This is a genomic window from Sporosarcina sp. BP05, from assembly GCF_014282005.1.
Classification (GTDB): Bacteria; Bacillota; Bacilli; order Bacillales_A; family Planococcaceae; genus Sporosarcina.
Map to the genome: position 1 here is coordinate 22,244 of NZ_JACFTD010000018.1, position 20,431 is coordinate 42,674.

18 protein-coding genes and 1 pseudogene are annotated in these 20,431 nt (G+C 33.9%); 3 read left to right on the forward strand and 16 right to left on the reverse strand.

Annotated features, from left to right (window positions below; genetic code table 11):
• Positions 1–299 precede the first annotated feature (299 nt).
• From H2672_RS15775 to H2672_RS15835, 13 genes and pseudogenes are all read right to left on the reverse strand, one after another.
• Positions 300–2,042: pseudogene (locus tag H2672_RS15775) on the reverse strand (VirD4-like conjugal transfer protein, CD1115 family); the annotation flags it as partial.
• Positions 2,043–2,115: 73 nt separating this feature from the next.
• Entirely contained in the window at positions 2,116–2,331 is a 216-nt protein-coding gene (locus H2672_RS15780; protein WP_186672948.1) for a Maff2 family mobile element protein, read from the reverse strand.
• Positions 2,331–2,489, reverse strand: coding sequence for a hypothetical protein (locus H2672_RS15785; RefSeq protein ID WP_186672949.1), 159 nt, complete (start codon positions 2,487–2,489; stop codon positions 2,331–2,333). Before H2672_RS15785 ends, H2672_RS15780 begins: the two co-directional genes overlap by 1 nt.
• The gene (locus H2672_RS15790) at positions 2,482–4,056 is read right to left on the reverse strand and encodes an InlB B-repeat-containing protein (protein ID WP_255485854.1); all 1,575 of its coding nucleotides are present in this window, start codon (positions 4,054–4,056) and stop codon (positions 2,482–2,484) included. Before H2672_RS15790 ends, H2672_RS15785 begins: the two co-directional genes overlap by 8 nt.
• Positions 4,057–4,060: 4 nt before the next feature.
• Entirely contained in the window at positions 4,061–4,573 is a 513-nt protein-coding gene (locus H2672_RS15795; RefSeq protein WP_186672950.1) for a hypothetical protein, read from the reverse strand.
• Positions 4,573–5,268, reverse strand: a complete 696-nt coding sequence (locus H2672_RS15800) for a CD1107 family mobile element protein (protein WP_186672951.1) — start codon at positions 5,266–5,268, stop codon at positions 4,573–4,575. The genes H2672_RS15795 and H2672_RS15800 overlap by 1 nt, the downstream gene beginning before the upstream one ends.
• Positions 5,269–5,282: 14 nt before the next feature.
• Positions 5,283–5,543: a hypothetical protein gene (locus H2672_RS15805; RefSeq protein ID WP_186672952.1), complete on the reverse strand. Its 261-nt coding sequence runs from the start codon at positions 5,541–5,543 to the stop codon at positions 5,283–5,285.
• 5 nt (positions 5,544–5,548) lie between these two features.
• Positions 5,549–8,305 (reverse strand): lysozyme family protein, encoded by a 2,757-nt coding sequence (locus tag H2672_RS19995; protein ID WP_186672953.1) that lies wholly within the window; start codon positions 8,303–8,305, stop codon positions 5,549–5,551.
• A 1-nt stretch (position 8,306) separates the two neighbouring features.
• Positions 8,307–10,718 carry a VirB4-like conjugal transfer ATPase, CD1110 family gene (locus H2672_RS15815; protein ID WP_186672955.1) on the reverse strand — a complete coding sequence of 804 codons (2,412 nt, stop codon included), beginning with the start codon at positions 10,716–10,718 and terminating at the stop codon, positions 8,307–8,309.
• Complete coding sequence (locus H2672_RS15820; protein ID WP_186672957.1) at positions 10,663–11,061, reverse strand: PrgI family protein; 399 nt, start codon at positions 11,059–11,061, stop codon at positions 10,663–10,665. Before H2672_RS15820 ends, H2672_RS15815 begins: the two co-directional genes overlap by 56 nt.
• On the reverse strand, positions 11,058–11,417 hold the full coding sequence (locus H2672_RS15825; RefSeq protein ID WP_186672960.1) for a hypothetical protein: 360 nt from the start codon (positions 11,415–11,417) through the stop codon (positions 11,058–11,060). Before H2672_RS15825 ends, H2672_RS15820 begins: the two co-directional genes overlap by 4 nt.
• 1 nt (position 11,418) lies before the next feature.
• Entirely contained in the window at positions 11,419–12,291 is an 873-nt protein-coding gene (locus tag H2672_RS15830; protein ID WP_186672962.1) for a VirB6/TrbL-like conjugal transfer protein, CD1112 family, read from the reverse strand.
• A 30-nt stretch (positions 12,292–12,321) separates the two neighbouring features.
• Positions 12,322–12,966, reverse strand: coding sequence for a hypothetical protein (locus H2672_RS15835; RefSeq protein ID WP_255485855.1), 645 nt, complete (start codon positions 12,964–12,966; stop codon positions 12,322–12,324).
• A 235-nt stretch (positions 12,967–13,201) separates the two neighbouring features.
• Between H2672_RS15835 and H2672_RS15840 the strand changes: the two genes are divergently transcribed.
• Positions 13,202–13,339, forward strand: coding sequence for a hypothetical protein (locus tag H2672_RS15840; protein WP_186672964.1), 138 nt, complete (start codon positions 13,202–13,204; stop codon positions 13,337–13,339).
• 239 nt (positions 13,340–13,578) lie between these two features.
• Here H2672_RS15840 and H2672_RS15845 read toward each other — a convergent pair whose 3' ends face one another.
• On the reverse strand, positions 13,579–14,589 hold the full coding sequence (locus H2672_RS15845) for a replication initiation protein (RefSeq protein WP_186672966.1): 1,011 nt from the start codon (positions 14,587–14,589) through the stop codon (positions 13,579–13,581).
• 848 nt (positions 14,590–15,437) lie between these two features.
• On the opposite strand from H2672_RS15845, the gene H2672_RS15850 reads away from it, so the two are divergent.
• Positions 15,438–16,064 carry a hypothetical protein gene (locus H2672_RS15850; protein WP_186672968.1) on the forward strand — a complete coding sequence of 209 codons (627 nt, stop codon included), beginning with the start codon at positions 15,438–15,440 and terminating at the stop codon, positions 16,062–16,064.
• A gap of 588 nt (positions 16,065–16,652) precedes the next feature.
• Positions 16,653–17,807, forward strand: coding sequence for a replication initiation protein (locus H2672_RS15855; protein ID WP_186672970.1), 1,155 nt, complete (start codon positions 16,653–16,655; stop codon positions 17,805–17,807).
• Positions 17,808–18,284: 477 nt separating this feature from the next.
• Here H2672_RS15855 and H2672_RS15860 read toward each other — a convergent pair whose 3' ends face one another.
• Positions 18,285–18,848 (reverse strand): hypothetical protein, encoded by a 564-nt coding sequence (locus tag H2672_RS15860; protein WP_186672972.1) that lies wholly within the window; start codon positions 18,846–18,848, stop codon positions 18,285–18,287.
• 77 nt (positions 18,849–18,925) lie between these two features.
• Positions 18,926–20,368 carry a DUF3801 domain-containing protein gene (locus H2672_RS15865; RefSeq protein WP_186672974.1) on the reverse strand — a complete coding sequence of 481 codons (1,443 nt, stop codon included), beginning with the start codon at positions 20,366–20,368 and terminating at the stop codon, positions 18,926–18,928.
• Positions 20,369–20,431: the final 63 nt, after the last annotated feature.

Consider the following 20,431-nt stretch of genomic DNA (forward strand, 5'->3'; position numbering starts at 1 on the left):
AACGACCAAGATTAATTTTTCTTAGTCGTTTTTCTATGAAAAGATACGCTGTAAGGGCGATTTTAAAGGCTTCTTAAATCACTTTACGGGTAACCCCCCGCAATTATTGCATATAGAGCATCTTAAAAATCACTTTTTCAAGAAATAAGAGTTTGGATTTCTTCCCCTGAATCATTTAAAGACGTAAACGACATTGTAAATCCTCGTTCTGATGGCGCTACTTGGTTTGTAGGTTCTTCTTTCGTTACTGGTTCTTCCTGTTTAACAGGAGCTGCTGGCACTGTTGCAATAACTTTACTTTCCCTTTCAGTTCTTTGTCTTTCAAGTGTTGCTAAATACTCGTCTACATCAAACCAATATTTTTTCCCTTTTCCGTTTGAATGATATTTATATCTTGGGTGTTTAGTTAAATCATATTTATTATCCTTAAATGGATGTTTACCAATAACTTGAACTATACAATGGTTACGATCCATTGTTAGCAGCTCATCCCTCGTCATTAGTTCTCTTCCAAGTTTTGAATAGTTTTGACCGTAACTGTCGCTGTTAGAACGTGTTTTTGATTCGTTATAATCATCAATTGTCTCTTTTCCTAATTCCTCGCTTAATGATTTAACCGTTTCGGATTCTTTTCCTCCCAGGAATATTGTAGTATCACAGTTCCCAATTATTGTGTCGGCACTTTCTTTATAAATCGTTTTAAGTTGGGACATAGCTTGCAATATAATAGTTGCTGAAATATTCCTGGAACGGATAGTAGCAATCAATTTATCGAAGTTTGGAATCAATCCAATATTAGCGAATTCATCTAATAAAAATCGAACGTGGGTAGGTAAAGATCCACCATATTTTTCATCCGCAACCGTACATAACGTATTAAACAATTGCGAATACATAATAGCTACAATAAAGTTGAAAGTTGAGTCAGTATCAGGGACGATAACAAATAGCGCTGTTTTGCGTCCTTTATCCCCGAGCGTACTTAGATCAAGTTCATCTTTTGACACTAGCTCACGTACAGCTGGGATGTTTAAAGGCGCTAAACGTGTAGCACATGAGATTAGTATACTTTTCGCTGTCTTTCCTGCTGCTAATTTATAAGATTTATATTGTTTTACAGCGAAGTGGTTACTATCTTCTTCTTCCAGCGCTTCAAACAGATAGTCTATAGGGTTTTTGTAATCTTCATCATCTTCTTTTACTGTAGAATAAGAGATTAAATCAATTAACGTCCCTAAATGTTGTTCTTCTTTAGAGAATTTAGAGGTAATTAAACTTAAATATGCTTGGTAAAGTAACTTTTCGGCTTTAACCCAAAAATCTTGACCACCACTAGACCCTTCACCCGTTGTATTCGCTATGATTGTTTCTACTAATTTCAATATATCTTGCTCGTTTTCAACATAAGCCAAAGGGTTGTACTTCATACTTTTAGAAAAGTTGACTGTATTAAATATTTTTATTTTATATTTACCGACATTTTTTAGCGCCATACCAAGTTCATTTACAATTGTTCCTTTTGGATCAGTTACCACAAAACTGGCGTTCATTTGTAATAAGTTTGGTTTAACAAAAAATCGAGTTTTACCACTCCCCGAACCACCGATAGCAGCCACATTTTTATTACGTCTAAACTCAAATCCTGCTTTACTATCATCAAGCATAATTTTGGTATTTTGAGAAAACAAAATATTATTGTTTTGATTTTCTTCGTCATACATATTTTTCAAGTCTTTTTTAACGTCACCCCATCTTGCAGAACCATGTTCAATACCCTTTTTGTACTTCTTCTTGTTATTTTTCTTATCTACAATAACAAGGCCTGCAAAGGCGATTAGAAATAACGGTACAAGCAAATCAATAATGTTAAAGGATAAAGGAAAAGCGTACAAAAGATATTTCGGCTCGGAGAATAAATAATTAAAACCACCTAGTGTATCAGTTGCAAATGTCACTCTGAAATAATAAAAAAGGTAATTCAGCAAAACATATAGAATTGCACCTAGAATAAGATACACTTTATTTTCTTTTATTTTTTCCATTCTACTAATCACTCCTAAATATTAATAAAAGGGCGAGTGAATTCACTCGCCCTCTCGCTTTCAGTTCATATTTTTATACAAATAGAGTTTTTAATTGTGGAATAAGTAGTGTCGCAATCAATACGATACCTGCGCCAGCCATGAACTGTTTCATACCCTGCGACTTCGCACCTGGGTTATCGTTACCGTAACCTTCCAATAAGTTGACTATGCCCCACACACCAAGACCTGCTCCAATAAGTATTACCAATTTCTGCATTACGTCTACACCTGATGTGAAAAATGCCATTATAATTTCCCCTTTTCTTTGTTGGTTTTTTGTTTTTTCATATTTATAAAAATAGATAATATTTTATCTATGTTATAAGCTTTAGCGACATTTACAATGCCAATGACTATAAAAACTGCACCTATTATTATTAAAATCGCTTGAAGGACATCAAACATTTAGCACATGTTCTTCCTGTGATTTTCTTCTTTTTGACCGGAATAAGTAAATGCCGAACCCGACAATTATTACTACAAACAATACAACCAAGCTACTTGCAATAGTCATTTTCTTTTTGAATGCTTGATCTTTCACTTCCATTTCTTGTGCGCGTTTCTCATATGCAATCTGACTATTATCTACAGCGATTTTTACTTCAGGAAAAACTTCAGTAATTTGCGTGGAGTTTACTCTCACTTCACGAGTATCAAAACCAAGTAAAACCGATTCTGAATTTATATATTTTTGTGTGTTTATTGTAATCGTTGTATCTTGCCTAATTGAATATTCATCATGCATTTTACCGTTTTCGTCATACGTTTTTAATGTTTTACCGTAAGGCAATGTAAGACTAAACAGAAATCCTTCATCTTCATCAAAGAATTTCACCATGAACATTTGGCCTATATTTTCATTTTTGAAAACGTATACCTTTTCTTTAAATCCAGTGCCTATATTCCCTTCGACGGGAGGTTGTGAGGGTTGTTTGGGTTGCACAATCAGCCCTGTATCGTTACCCGAACCACTTACATTGCTAGGTTTTTGATTAGCATTAAACTCATTTAAGCGTTCATTTAAGATTTTTTCGACTTGATCCGAAATATCTTTATCTGTGATTGGATTTTTTTTAGCATCGGCAATCACTTTGTCGGCTTTTTCCCATTTCACATATAGAGTAAGAGACTCCGTGAGAACATCATTCTTATATTCATTTTGAAACTTTTCATCCGTGTACCAACCTATAAAAACAGAATTTTTATTTTTAAGTATTGGCAATTCAATTGGATCCCCGACATTTGTTTTAACGTCTTTAAATCTATCTTTAGAGTTTGTCACGAATTTAACAGTTATTTCTTCTGTGGAATCATCAATGTCATTGTCGTTAAAATCTGGATAGAATTTAGCGTAATATACCCCTTTTGAATCCGTAATCTTTATATCATCAATATTTTTTAATTTTTCTTCACCTTTCTCATTTACAGCTTTGAACCATCCTGATAATTTATAATGCTTTTTGGGATTAACTTCGGGTAAAACATCCTTCAAATTCGTTCCTTTATTTACACTTTTGACAATTTCTTTAATTTGTGCGTTATTTTCTAATAACTGACCACCATCGGTTGTATAGAATCTCACCGATAATTCCTTTTCTTCTAGCAAATAAGGTTTGATTATTATTTTGTCTTTTTGGTGCTCGATTTGCCAATAACTTAACATTCTTCCTTTCCCGATTTTCGGTGCGTCAAGTTCCATTTCGGTATCACTTGATAAAACTTCACTTTGAAGTACTTCACCACCAGCAGTAAGCACTTGAATAATCGTTTTCGTTGGTACTTGTTCATGATACAAAACTTTATTTTCAAACTTTACTTTTAGATAGTTTTGAGTGATATTTGCTGTTGCTGTATAACTTGTTTCGTCTGCTGCTAATGCAACAAAGTTCGTTGCACTATATGTCAGTGAAAAAGCAAGCGCACTACTTAAAAGAACTAGCTTTGACTTTTTCCACATTTTATTACTACTCATACCATTACTCCCTTCCATCAATTTCTTTTTGCGCTCCACGTAGCCAACCGACACTAAAACGAACGTTTTCAAGATGTGAACTTTCTTCTTTTACCTTTTCAACTTCTGTTTCTTTTTCAGGTTCAACCGCTTCGATTTGTGGTTTATCTAAAGTTGGATTTAAGTAATTGCTAACTTCTTTTTCAATCGCTTCAAATGTTAACGCTTTTAAATCGCTTTTGATTTCCTTTTCTAATTTTCCGATTATGACATTATTACTATAATGCTCTTGTTTCTCAATCTCTTTTTCATTGTGATTTAAAACTAGCAAAAGAAAGTTGAGAAGAAATATGTTGGTATGTTGCTTCTCAATCAAAATATTTCCGTTATCATCTTCTATTTTAGTAAGAGGATATAACTTATAAATACTTGATTTATCCACTTCTTTTTTAAGTTTTTCCTGAACTTGATTGTGCAATTCGCTATCTTTCATAGGAAGATGAAACATGTACTTTTTAATATAAACTTTTACAAGCATTATTTATCGTCCCTGTTGTCCTGATCCTTTACTTCTTCATTACCATCACTAATTATCATGTCGTCTTCATATTTTTCTTCCATCATATCTTCATCGTCTTCATCGTCTTCATTATTTCCTTTCCCTTGTTTCTTTTTAATTACAAGGAAGTAATAAGCCGTTACACCGACTGCTGCAACAAGTAGTACCAATAACAAGAAACCATTTCCACTTTCCTTTGGTTCTGCTGCTATTGCAGATTCCAATTCTTGTCCAGGTGCCGGAATAGGTGGAGCATTTTCTTTACCAGCTGGCACACCTTCCAATTTTGACTTGCTTATATCAGATAAGAAATACACGTTATTTTCTGTTTTATCCATATCAATTATCAAATAAAATACTTGTTGTTCACTATCAACAATTGTATAGAAAGCTTTAGAACCACTCGTTGTAAAATCGACTACAGTTCCGTTCCCTTCCATTTTCTCACCTGTTACACTTGCTGGCGTTTCAATGTCTAATTCTACTATTTCTTTATCTGTTTCCTTTTTAGGTTCTTTTACTTCAGGTGCTTTTACTTCAGGTATATCTACTTTAATTTGTTCCTCTATAGCCTTTTCTTCTTCTGGTGTGGGACTCCCCGAAGCTAAAACAGGACTTACCGCGAAGAGTGAAGTGAACAGACTAAATAATAAAAAAACTTTCAGTGATTTCATTGTGAATCGCTCCTTTAGTTTTGCTTGAATGAGTTTTCACTACTCTCTTTTTGTTCTTCATCTTCTGCGACAACGTCATTTACCATTTGCATAATGTCCTGTGGATCAACTTTATTTTTGACAAGTGCTTTTATTACGTCTTCATATTTTATATGAGTAAGAATTTCCTCATCTTTTTTCAGTAAGTTTTTTTCCTCTTTCAACTTCTCTTGATATTTATTGATTCGTTCCTTTCTTTTTGAAATTCTTTCCTCTATTTTTTGTATTTTAGTCATTTAATTTATCCTCCTAAAAGATGCTGAAAATATGGGTATGGATCAATTTGATTAGTGAATGATGCATCAGGCGCAACTTCAAAGTGTAAGTGAGGCCCAGTCGAAGTACCTGTATTCCCACACACTCCTATTTGTTGGCCCGTTCTAACTGTGTCTCCTGCTTTCACATTCAATGAACTCATATGTCCATAAGTTGTATAGAAGTTATCGTTATGTTTTATAACTAGAGCATTACCTAGCCCTCCGATAATTCCACTTCTGTGAACTGTTCCTTCTAGTACAGTCAAAATAGGTGTAACGAATTCGCTACAAGCAAAATCTATTCCTCTGTGATCTGTTGAACCGACTCCTCCAGGGCTATCACGACCTCCGAAATGTGAAGTAACCCATAAAGGTTGCGCAGGAGGTGCTAATTCCCCTTCAGCGTATGGATTTATGTATTGGGCGACTAAATCACCATACATAAAGTTGCCCCCGTTCCGATACAGATAGGGTTTCCCTAGATTGTTCGACACTGCATTTACGTAACTGTAAGTAATTCCTGTATAGTTTCCTAAAGATGGGGCAACTACATTTTTGGAATATTGTTCAGCTATATCTAGTGAATATTCGCCACCTTGCCTACCCACATAACCAGCGAAAGCTGAACCGAAATTATAAGCTTGGGCTAATAATTTACTGTTACTTTCAAATCCAGCCCCAAACCCTTCAAGTATATTTACAATGCTTTTTAAATGCTTTACACCCTGTCGCACTGATAATTCTTCGGTTTGCCAATAATTTCTTGGATGCCCTGCTGATTCTGAAGACTGCATAATATCCCTTGTGCCTACACCACCAGTTTCAACCTGGATAATTGCTAAAAGTAAACTTACGTAAGCTGACATTCCTTGTGCTGCTGCTTCTCTTTCTACTAATTCACGCCATTGCTCGACTCCAGGCGATAGACTATGAACACCACCTATTTGAGGTTGTGATTCTTGATCTGCCCCTCCTCCTAGTATTGCAACTAACAGTATTAAAACTACTGCTGCACCAAGAATATACGGCAATATAGAAATCAATCCTGCGCCAGCCCAAAGACCGACCTTTGCACCAATAGCATTTTTGATCGAATTAAGATTAATTTTTCCTAGCCCTTTAATAAGTCCTTTTATACGATTAGACATACTCGACATTGCGCTTGCAGCTACTCTTGATTTAGCTCTTTGTGGTGCATACATTTTCTTTCTAATCGCTTTTTTCTTCAAAGCATCCTTAGTTTTCACCTTTAAAGAGTTACTTTTATTAAAATTCCTTTGCGTAAGTTTACTGTTTTTTCTTCCTAACTTACCTGAACCACTGCTGATTTTGCTGATACTTTTTTTCAATTTATTTGAAGCCCTTGCTACTTGGGTAGCACCTTGACTAGCTAACTTGACACCTTCGTCACCTTGTTCAAGTTGACCTCTATACTTTTCTGTGCCACCCACCATGCCTTTTTTCAGAGCAACCGCAGGTGATGTAGCTATTTTTTTCAAACTACTTACATTTTTCTCCTTGGATAAAGGATTTTCTTTTGCTTTTACAAAATTTTTGTTTTTAAGCTTTTTTTCTCTTAGTTTTTGTCTACCTTTTCTTGATAGTTTCCCAACTACCCTAGCCCCTTGACTAACTACCTCTACGCCATCATCATCACGTTCCAATTGTTCCTGGTAACTACTTGCACCTTTTTTTAGTGTGTCGGTTGTAGCTACTAAAGTTCCGTTCCCAACACTTTTTGCTACTAACTTAAACCTTTGTCTAGCAACACCGCTTTTAGATTTCTGAATTTTACTATTTGTACCATTATTTTCAGAAGTGACTTTTGCAGTTTGTGAAGATTGTCGCTTTTCGGCTGTAGTTAAGGGCTTATCAAGCTTCTTCGTTGTACTTTCTTGCTGTCTGAAACTTTCATTCTCTTTAACAGCAACCCGTTTTCGTAGATTGCCTTGATTTCTTTTCGCTTGATTATTTTGTGGAGCATTATTATTTGTTGAATGCTGATTTTGAAGTTTACTTGCACCACTTCCTGAATTTCCGACCACGCTTGTTGATTGAGTAAATTGTTGTTGTTCGGCTGTCGTTAAAGGTTTATTAAGCTTGCTCGTTGTACTCTCTTGCTGTCGGAAATCATCGGTCGCTTTATTGGAAAACTGTTTCCGTAGATTTCCTTGATTTCTTTTCGCTTGATTATTTTGTGGAGCATTATCATTTGGTAAGTGCTGATTTTGAAGTTTTCTTTCACTATTTCCTGAATTCCCAACCACGTTTGTTGATTGGGATAACTGTTGCTGTTCGGCTGTTTCTATTGGTCTATTAAGCTTGCTCGTTGTACTTTCATGCTGTCGGAAATCATCGGTTGCTTCATTGGAAAACTGTTTCCGTAGATTTCCTTGATTATTTTGTGGAGCATTATCATTTGGTGAGTGCTGATTTTGGAGCTTGCTTTCACCGTTCCCACTTGTCGATTGGGAAAACTGTTGTTCAGTTGTCCCTATCGGTCTATTAAGCTTACTACCTGTATTTTCTTGCTGTTGAGATCCATTTACAGGTTGATTAGTCTGATTAGGGAAATGTTTTTGCCCCTGACTTTTTGGTTGTTTGTCATTATCAATTACACTAGCAGTTTGTGCGGTTTGCCTTTGCCCAGCTGTTTCGTGGTCTTTATTTAATTTCCTAGTAGTACTATCTTGTTGGCGAAAATTATCATTAGACTGATCTGTCGGTTTTTTTGTAACCACTTTATTCAGCAGCCCCTCTCATTCTTACAATTTCTTCGGGCTTAGTTGTCATAACAGGATACAAAGAATTGTTATGTGGGAACTTATCTTTGAAAGGTAAGATTATTCCCGAATAAACAATTAAACCTTCACCTTCGCCGGAATGAGTAATGTAATTCGCTTGATAATCACTGATTTCAAATTTCTGTTGTAGAATATTTCGGTCACTGGTTGCTTGATTTAGCAAGTAAACAAAATCTGTGTTATCAATGATTGTTTCAATCTTAGGACTTGATAATAAGTCTTTAACGTTTTGCGTGATTCCTGTTGGGATTCCTCCCCACTTCCTGAATCTCTTCCAAAACTCAACCGAGTAAGTTGCTGTTTGTTCTTCTGCTAATAATTTGTGAAACTCATCCATGTAATACCATGTTTTCTTATCCCGATTACGGTTTTTTGTAACTTTATTCCAAACATGGTCTTGTAGTATTAACATTCCAAGCTCTCTTAGGTTCGAACCTAGTTCTTGGATATTGAAACAAATCAAACGATTGTCAACATTAATTGTTGTACGGTGATTAAATACATTCAAAGAACCTGAAACGTATAATTCTAAAGCATCTGCTAATTCACGACCTTCAACACTTTCAGCTTTCACAAAAGCATTGTACAGGTCTTCAAGAATCGGAATATTTTCAGGTACAGGATCTTCAATGAATGGGCGATAAATAATTCTAACGCATCTATCGACAATCGTTTTTTGTCGTGCTGTCAGTCCTGCTTTTCCACCTGCTATAAGTTCCATTAAGTTAAGAATAAAATCACTCTTGAAGGAAATAGGGTTTTCACCTTCACCGTATTCTAGCGAAATATCCAAAGGGTTAACATAATCTTTAGAGTTAAGGGATATTTTAATTTCTTCGCCACCCAAGCGTTTAACAAACGGGTAATACTCACCCTCGGGATCGCAAATAAGAATATCGTCAGTTGTTGTCAAAAAAGTATCAATTATTTCACGTTTGGCCGCGAATGACTTTCCTGAACCTGGTGTACCTAAAATCAATCCATTAGGATTTTTAAGTGCTTTTCGACTTACTTTAATCATGTTGTTACTTAAAGCGTTTAAGCCGTAATAGTTGGGTTCTTTTTCTTCCTGGTACAACTCCTGTGTAGTAAATGGTACAAAGATAGCTGTTGATGAAGTTGTCAGTCCTCGCTCTAAATCAGTTTCATTTAGATTTTCACCCAATGGCAATGCGCTTATTAATGCTTTTTCTTGCTGATATTTCATTTTTATCAATGAACAGTTTTGCTTTTGAGCAATAGAACTTAATCTAAATATTGCATTATCCAATTCTTTTCGGTTTTTCTCGAAAACTGTAACCGTAAAAGTGAGATAAAAATACTTTTCGTTCTCTCTCTGTAAATCTGAAAGGATTTTCCGACTTTCTTCAACGTGCATATTTAAATCGGTTGGTAAAATGTCCATATCATAACCACTTCGTAATGCCTTTTTCTGTTCCTCAATTTTAATACTATCAAGATCGGACGCTTTCGATTTAACCATTTTCACAGCTTGTTGTTGGCCCAGCGCCCGTATGTGCATACTTACAAGCATTTCAAGGTCAAGGTCAAGGAAGTCAGCCAGCACCCTGTCGGATAACTCTGTAGCTTCAACGCTAAGGTGTAAAGTAGCACCGAATTTTTGATTGATTTTAAACTCGTCATTATGATTCCCAAATTGAATATTTTTAGCTGCTATTAAATCTTTCGTTGTGCCACTGCGTAATTGTTCGGCAGTTAAATCTTCTAATTCCAAATAATGATTACTATTACCGTTCAATAAGTAGTTAATGACAGATAAACGTTCGATACCATTTAATTCTTCTGTCGCTACTCCCATAGGTTTAAAGTGATCGCTGATATTATTTTCGATACTACCAAGACGTCTGACCGCATTTTCATACGAATCATCTGTAATTGTAAAAATTAAATACTTATTTCGCACGATACCGTTGTTACCTTTTTGTTTCTGCTCTTCTAAGAATGAAAAATATTCATCACGTAATAATTCAAAGTCTTCAATATAGCTATTCTGCTTGCTATACTCCATCACGTCTTTTTCATTTTCTTCGCTACTCATTCTATAGTTGATAAAACAAAATTGAATTTTAATAGAACTGTCAAATGAGTTTAACAACGTACTATATTGAGCGAAAATCTTTTGCTTCGTTTCATCCTGGGATAGTTGATAAGATATATCCGAAAAGCGAATCATTTTGTTGTATGTTTTACCACCAACGTGGCACACGCCATTCGGGTACATTTTATTGTAATTTAATGTTTCTTGTGTAGATCTCTTGTTTGACCTCTTAGAATTAACTAGTTTTTGAAGAACTTGAAACAGATTTAGTTTTTCTAGCTTTTTTGACATGTACCATATTCCTTTCTAATGCTAGCTTCCTGTTCTTTTTTGATACTTTAAAGTATCTTGTTTTCGGGTTTAGATACTTATATTCTAAAATTATCTTCACCCAGGTTTCCGCTGGCATTCCATCTTTGGTGAAAATCGTTCCAAAAATAGTTGGTAATGCTGTAAGGAAAAGACCATACATTGCAAGGTCAGTGCTGTATACTTTAAGCATAAAAAATACAGGAAGTGCAAGTGCGATAGCAAGACCAAAACCTATCAACTGTCTTTTGGTTAAACCAAAAAATAGTTTTGATTTAATAGTTTTTAACTCTTTCGGAATAGAAACAACAAAGTTATTATTCACTTTTTGTCTATCTCCCTTCTAACACGAGAAGGCATATCCATTAAAAAATTTAAATCATTTGCAAAAAAAGCATTTTTTACTGTGCCTGAACTCGGAAAAATAACTTTCCATAATATCAACAATAGAAGCAACATCCAAAAACCCATTAGAACTAAATCAAATAACCCTAGTAAAGCAACATTTTTCAAACCATCTGAAATAATGCCTGTTGTTGCATAATGATCTAAATCTTCAAGGTTAGATAAAATAAATTTAACTTCAATTAAGGTTGTTATAAATGTTATTACTGAAGTAACACAAAATGTTATCAATAAAATTTTATTTTCAACGAGCCATTTCCTAATGTAATTTTTCATTTTAAACGACCCCCATTACTGACTTAGCCAGTGAGTGCGTTCTTGTTAGAGAAATCACTAGAATTGCCATTGAAACGAGCATTAATACTAACCCATAAAAACCTGTACCCTGGGTAATCATTAATTCACTTGATTTTTCTAACAAACCTCCATATATAATCAAACAAATTATCATGAAATAACCTTGTAACATTAAAGCCATAAGATTCTTCACGTAAGTTTGACCAACAGAGCCAATCCAATCATTATTCATAAATGTAGCGAATGGAATTGGAGCAACTGAAATATAAAGCATTATTGTAACCATTCGACTCCATGCTACGAGATAAATAATCATTGACATAAAGAACGTGACAATCATAACGATTACAGATATCGTCCACATGCCTAGCGCCTGACCTATATCACCTTCTGGAATACTTTCAAGTATATTTTCCCTAATACTATCGGGCAGAACCATAGCTGTTTGCGGTATTTGATTTGTTATCCACTGACCTAAATCAAAAAACGCTAATGTTATATCGAAACTGTGTGTTAAAAGTAATATCATTCCAGCGGTTTTAAAAATCAAAAACATTAACTGGCCTGTTTCAAAATCGTTACCTCTGTTTTTCTCAACTACTAATTGGTACAATTCGTAACAAAAGATATACGTTAAAAGCAAACCACCGATAGGCAATATAGCTGTTGTAGATATTGCCCTAAGAGTTTCGACAATTGTTGCTGAAAATTCAGTAGGTGTTTCCGAAACATTTTCTCGAATCGTAACCATACTTTTTCCGAACATATCATGCGACATATCGAGAAACCAAGATATACTTCCCAACAACGTTTCAAAAATCCATTCCTTTACATCATCGAACCAACCAAACATAAATCCACCTCTTTTTAATTACAGCCAAGTTTAGTTTTGGAGATCAACGTAAATATTTTTATTTACATTGTCCAATTTTTGCAAAACTTTTAACTGTAAATTCTTGCTATCAGCGAATTCACTTGGAATTGCTAGAAATATATCACCCGTTTCATCTATTGTTTTACCAACTCGATAATCGGTTGCGATAAATTCTTGCTGATAACTTAGAAATTCATTTGAAAGTCCTAATTCATCATCCCCTATCACTAGCCCTGATCCAGCATTTAACATGAACGCTTCTCGATCAGCTTCCTTCTTCTCCCCTTTTAATTCGTGTGACATAGTGATTACTAATAACTTGTAGGCTTCTTGTAAATTAATACCTTGTTTTCGTACATCATTACCATAGCGTTCTAAAAATTCGATTTCAGTTGATTCATCAAAATCTTTAATTTCTACGCTTGTAATGCTCCGACTAAAAGTATTTTCTGTACCTAACGATTTGGCGTATTCACTATTCACATAAATATTTACAGGTAAACTTACAGCTTCATGTTTCTTTACCTTTTTTTCAACTGGTCTTTGAATTTCACTTTCACCATCTACAGTTACATTTCCTGGACTACAAGCAGATACAATAGAAGCAAACAGCAATAAAGCCAAAAAACTTTTCGTTGCTTTTTCTTTTATCATAAAATGAGAACTCCTTTCTTATCCCACCCTCATCTCCTCCAAGTTGATCTACAAAAGAAATACTTGAATCCACAAACCTGTTATTTAATAGAAACACATCATTTTTCAACAACGTTGATTTCACTCTCGAAAAGAGTATATACTTACGATATACTATTCAGACGGTATATGTCAAGTATATACTTAGCATATACCGGAAAATGATATTGCATCTATAAATTAAGGAAGTGAAGTAATGGGGCGTGTAGCGAAACTAATTAAATTTCCTGCTGATTTAGTAAAAAAGATCGAAGATTATCAAGAAGAAAACCATCTTTCGAGCTTTTCCGCAGCAGTATATGAGCTTATCAGAAAAGGACTGAAAAATGGTTGAATTTGGTCAGATAAAAAAAGATACTCCAAACAGCATGGAGTACCTTCTATAAAATAACAGTTCAGAAGCATTATGGAACAGTGCAGAAGTATTATGCACTGTTCTTTTTCTTGGATTTTCCTTAAAAACAGTGTAGAAAGTATTAGGCTTTTGCTCTTTTATTTATTCACGGCAACAGGATACTTTTCAATATATATAGTAGAGTAAAACTGAAAATATATAGTGGAGAAAAACTGAAATTAATCTCTTTCTTCGAGCCAATTGTAGAAGGGTACTCTTTTAACTTTTCTCTCTGTGCTTTCATTATTCAATTCCAATAATTTTTCCAATCTTTTTATATATGCATTAGCATCGGCTAGGTAAGTTTTTGCGCGTTCTTTAGTAATCTTCCCCTCTTTAATTCCCACTTGCATTTCCATAGATTTTCTTACTAATTCTGTCGCTTCTTTTCTGTGGTCATTATTATTTAAATCAATATAAATCCACATATCTTTTTCAATCGCATTTAAAACCCTTTCTAATGCTTCCATTTGGGAAGTAGATGCAGCGGCCACCTTTTGACCTGAAGACCAATGTAACTCAAAGCCGACAATTGAGCGCCCTTCTTTTTTCTCAACATACCAAACCTCTAGCTCCGTATATTTATTAAGTTCTTCAATTGCAGCGTCTAATACTGATATTTTAAATCGTGCTGTGTTTTGCTGATATGTTTTTTTATCTTCAACACTAAATAATTTCATGAGTGCGTCTTTAGATAAGTTTTTATGCCAGTAACCATAATGAGATTTTAAGTAATCGTATAACACCCAAGAAAAACCACTTTTGAATTTCGCAGTAATAGACAAATCAGTTGTAATATAGTGTTCTTGAAGTTCTAAAATATGTGGGATCATGTCTTCGGTCCACTTGAATTTAAATAAACCTTTACTATATTTGATTGACTGGAAAACATTATTAAACTCGAATGAATCATTTTCTAAATCTACATTGCTAAACTTCAAATCAAATACTGTTTCAGCATCTCGTTTTGCGTTTACAGTTTGATATTTTTCAATTTCAAATTTGCGTTCAAAATCCGCTTTATTAAATTCTGTTTTTCCGTCTGTCTGTGTTGAATATATAGCAAATGCGAATAATTGCATTTGATTTAAAGAAAGACCTTTATTTAACTTCGCCATAGATAGACTATTGCTTTTTTGGATACTATTTTCAAAATCAACAACTTGTTCTTTACTATTACTTCTACCCAAGATGATTTCACTCCTATACTTAATATATCCTTTTTAATGTACTTTATAAAAAACGAAAGTTCATTACTATGAATCTACTGTACTTTATATTTTACCAAAGTACAAATAAAAGGATACATAAAGTACGATAAAGGGATACATAAAGTACAATAGTGGGATACATAAAGTATGATAGAGGGATACATAAAGTACAATAAAAGCTTCAATCCCTTGTGGCTCTAGGCGTTGTAGAGTTGACAAATAGTACTAATCTTTAGGAACTTTAAGAACTTAAAAGGTTAATATATATAAGCATATTAAAAATGATATATTTCAAGTTTTCGAGCAATAACGTTTCGCTATCTAATTTGATATATATTAAGTTACAAAAAGAATAGAAAAAGAATAGAGATAGAATGGGACTAGCATAGACTTTAAAAGCCACACGAGCCGTTTTGAGGAACTTCAACCACATTTAGGTATAAACCTTCATGTATACCTAAGGAATCTCTTAAAAGGAATTTTAAGCATTGACTTAGCGCTACGAATCTTAATAATTGATTAACAGATTGAGGACTGCACTAATCGGGTGCAGTCCTTTTTTCTATTTGGATTTACTTTTATTAGTCTTTTTCTGCATCGGAATATTGAACTTTTTTCCATGGTTTATCATTTCGCGGGCGACCTCGGCAGCTAACTCTTTTTTGTCCTTACTCATTGTAAACCTCCCTTGGATTCTTCGGTATTAGCAGTCTCTCCAAGAGGTTATTTTTCTATGCATAACCACTCCCCTCTCGACCATAGGATGGGGAATAAACCTGTGACGCAGCTAAACTGTCACAGGGCTAATTGTGAGATGGAGGATGGGTATGCAAGCAGAGAAGGGTACTAGAAAAGTTCGTTCCGATAAAAAACGAGAGGTTCAACCGACCATTTCAATTGAATTAAAAGAAGCAATTTATAGATTATCTTACATTACAAATACCCCTGTTAAAGATGTGGCTGAAAGGATTTGTGAAGACGGTATTTTATCCCGTAAAGTCATAGAAGGTTTATCGCAATATTTCCGGCGATCTGTCAGGCTGAAAAACACAATGTACATGGGTGACTTGGAACGTCCGACCATTCAACGAAAATTCCCCGCTGGACATACGGAAAGAATTGGCATTCGTTTCAAGCAACATACTTTTGAAAATATTTCAGCATTAGCCTATGCGTTGGATTGTACTCCGTCACGGGCAACCTCTCTCCTACTGGAAGCAAGTCTCCATGATTCTGACTTTATAAATAAATATTTCCACGATCATTTAAAACAGGTACTTGATGAACGTCGCATGGCCGAGTTAAAAAAAGTGCTCAAGTATATAAACACTAATAACCCGTATGATGAAAAACTATCGTGGGGATTGTTGCTATCGTATCTTTACGAAGAGATTAAAGATGGGGCAGGAACAGTGTCGGAGTCAATTACAACGTTCATTAACAAGTGGAGATAGTTGCCATTCTAAAAGCAAAAGAGATCCAGCAGCTTAATAATAGATTTATATAGACGTTAATTTTATCAGTTTATGACGAAACGCCTTTAAATGACGTTGTAGGCGTTCTATTGGTAGTTTGACAGTTATACTCATGAAATCTGTTGAATCGCTTTGTGGACGCTCTGGTGTAGTTTAAAAGGTACTTTGAAAGGATGCGACTTGTCTCATTGTTAGGAACGGTTTAAAAAAAGAATTTGAATCAATAGATTTATAGCCACCACCACCACGCTCTTGTTTGTTGTTGTTTTAATATTACTTGTTTTAAGTGATTACTAGTGATTACAGCACCTCTCAAACGCTTGGTATGACTGGCTTTGTAAGGTCAAACTATCACACTTTTGGTCTTAAACATCACACTTTTGGTCTTAACTATCACACTTTTGGTCTCCCAAACATCACACTTTTGGTCTTAACTATCACACTTCTGGTCTTAACTATCACAACTTACATAACCGAGGATATTAGTTGACCTTAAAGGGTTTGTGGTTCATAATGGGTAATATAGAGGTCACAAACCGATTATTTGTGATACATGGGAGGGTTTTTATGAATAAAAAATTTATAGTGGCACAATCAAATGAACTTATTACAGCAAGGCATAACAATCCATTGACAAGTAGAGAACAAAAATTAATTCTTGCTATGGTCAGTGAAATTCAACCTGACGATGAAGATTTCAAAGAGTACCGAATTTCATTGAAAAACTTTAATGAGCTTTTAGGATTGAAAGGAAGCACTAAATACACTCAAATGAGAGAAATTATGGAAAATCTAATGAAAAAAACAATACAAATTCCACGGAAAGATAAAGGTTGGTTACTTGTGCATTGGGTTTCCAGTGCTGAATATGTAGATGGTTCGGGGGTTATTGAGTTGACATTCTCCCCGAAATTAAAGCCTTATTTGTTGCAGCTTCAACAATATACTTCGTATAAATTAAGTAATATATTATCTCTTAATAGCACATACTCGATTCGTTTGTATGAAATCATAAAAAGATATAGCTACTTGGGGACTTGGGATTGTCCACTTGAAAATTTAAGAGAAATGATAGGCGTACAGGAAGATATGTATAAACAATACGGTCATTTTAAATCTCGTGTTTTAAAAAGAGCAGTTGATGAAGTCAATGAAAAAACCGATGTTAAAGTTGTTTTTGAAGAAATTAAAAAAGGTCGAAGCGTTGATAAAATTAAATTTACAATCCGTAAATCTTCAGCTCCTGAAATCGAGCCAGTAGAGGAAACGGAACAACCGAAAATTCCGGAAAAAGCGCCTGAAAATGCAGATGTACGCACTCGTTTGAATGGTTTAGCAGACAAAAAACTTTACCAGTTCACTCAAAATTATTTTTCTCAATTGTATCAAGGGGCATTATTCATATGGGGAGAAAAAGCCGAAAATGAATTAGTAATGCTTATTGAGTATGTCAATGTAGAAAAATCTGTACAGAATCCACTTGGATTTATTAAGTCGCAAATTCAATTAGCCTGGGAAGCTTATGAGCGTGGAGAACATACAACGTTTGCTGACCTTCAACCAACAAAAGAAAGAACAACTGGACGGGAAGAAATTATTCCTGATTGGTTCAAAAAAAACAGTAAAGATAATGAACCAAAAAAGGAAAAAGACAAGGCTAATATTGATGAAGAACGGGAAGCTTTACTGAAAGAATTAGGTATCCAAAAAGATCACATATGAGTTGTAATCACGATAAAGTGAGTTGTGATAATTAAGACCAAAAATGTGATAGTTTGAATTCAAGCATGTTGATTACTATGAAAGTCGATTGCTCTTACTAAATGGAGCAGTCGGCTTTTTTAAATCTATGCTTAAAAAGATGCACAAGGCATTTTAAGGGCCTGTAACGAATTTTAGGTATGTAGGTTTTTAAAATACTAAAAAACCATCTACCAACATGATAGACGGCTTTTAATTTATCCTCTTTAATTCATTAAACATTTAAAAATTTCCCCTATCTATTTGTTTTCAGTAGAAAATATCAATATCTTGAAGTTGAAGAAGCGAACATACCTAAAGTTAAAAGTATAAGTAACATACTTAAAGTAAATTTAAACAATGCAAACGCAACAGTAACAGTAAACGTTAATAATTTAAATGCAGCTCTGACGGTAAAACTTAAAAATCTCATATCAAACCACTCCTTTATTTTTATAATTATAAATCTAAATCATCTTTTTGTTTTTCTTTCTTCTTATCGTGATCCCTGCTTGTATCCTTGCTGGTTGTATTATTTAAAATATTTAAATCAGCAACGGTTTGAACACTACTTCTAGTATCGTCTATATCAATCCGGTCAGGTACTCCATCATTATCTAAATCCACTTCTTTTATACTTTCTGCATATCTCAACCTTAAATCTCTATCTCTTTTCGTTGCTTGATCTAATGTACCTTGACCTAATTTTTTTTCTAGCTCATTAGGTTTTATAGCAGCAACGGATTTAAGGAATTTATTTTTATACTTAGCTTCAAATAATTTTTCATAGGAAGGAAATTCTACGGTTGAATGCTCTAAATCTTTTAAATCATTTTCTGTCAAATTATCTAATTCTGCAAGTCGTACTGGATCAATTGAGTAAATAACAGAACCCTTTGAATCTACGGAAATACTTTCGCAGTAGTTTTTTTCAAACTGGCAAAGATTCTGATAAGCTAATTCTTTTTCTGTACCTATTCCTCTTTCAATATGCGCATTTTTTTCAAATGCTAATTCAGGCATAAATAAAACACTCCCTTATCAAATATTAAATTAAAACGATAGGCGTAAAATACGACTACCGTTTTTTAGGTTGCTTGTTAAAGAGATAATTCTTTGTCACGTTTTTTATCTTTATCATTATTTTTTTCTTTTTCCTTCAATAGCTTATCAATTTCTTTAATACCGTCAATTGAAAATGCCGAAGGTGATTTTGGCTTGTCGATTATTTTTTCTTTTTCTAAACCATTCCCAACAGTTTTAACATCTTTTATTTCTTTTGGAACTGCTTTATCCATTCCTTCAATATCATTGTTCTCCGATTGAGATTGTTTTTCTAATTGCTTATTCATTGTTAAATTTTCCGTTATTTTATCAATATCATTCATATGGATTTTTCCTTTAGGAGCTACATCTTTTGTGTCGTGAATATTTTCGTTATACAGACCATCAACTTTACTGATTTGTTCTTCTGAAAGTTTGTCTCTAGCTGCTGTATAGTTATCTAATTGTTTTTCTGAATCAGGGTTTAACATATATTCATTTGTTTCCAAAAATAAGTCTTTTTCTTCGGGAGATAACTGATTAAATATGTTATCTAATTGTTCTTCCTTACTTATAGAATTAATATTCACGATTTCAGAATGTAGATTTTGAACATTTTCAATTTGTTCTGTAGATAGATCATTTTTTAGTCCATCTAACTCATTCATTTTTTCAAACAAAACTTGTTCTTTAGGTGACAATTTATTTAACGAATCATTTAATTCATTTTCTTTCGTTTTTATTTTGATTTTGCCAGCATCTAATTCATTATCATTTTGAAGTAAACTACTTTGTACTTGTTCAAGTTCTGAAGAGAGAATTTTATCTTTTGGAAGTTCGCCATCACCAGTGAAAACATTTTCTTTATATAGATCATGAACATTCTTAACTTGTTCATCTGAAAGACCTTTTTGCAAATCAGTAAGTGCCATTTTTTGTTCCTGATTAGAAATTTCTACTTCATTTATTTTCATAAACAGAGCCTGTTCTTGTGGTGACAATTCATTTAAGGTATTTGCCAGTTGTTTTTCTTCTGGATTTAATTCAACTATATTTCGTATTTTGGGTTTTTCACCTAATTCATTTTCGTTTTTATTCTCTAATTCCAAGTTCTTTTTTTCAATAATATTTTTCAAAGACTTTTCAATTACGTTTGCATCCCTGGAAGCAAAGAAGAATGAGTAACTATCTTTATCGTTTTTAACAATGGAGAAATCAACCCCCATTTTTTTGAATTCATTTTGATAGTCTTTTACTTGTTCCTTAGTAATATTGTCGTCTAAAGCCATGACACCATCTTTATGTTTACTTACCAGGTCTTTAATCTTTTGTTTACCTTCTATCGTGTTATCTTTTATAACGAAATCTTGTTTCCCATTATCCTTTTCAAATAGATCATTTAAAGATTTAAGTATTTTTAGAATTAGTTCCTCTGTTAATTTAGCACCTTGTCCAGCAATTTCTATTACATTATTCGTGTGTTCATCTACTGATACCATATTGTTATTCACCTTTCCTTTCTTTACTCTCTTATTACCTTCTATTATACCATAATTATGAAA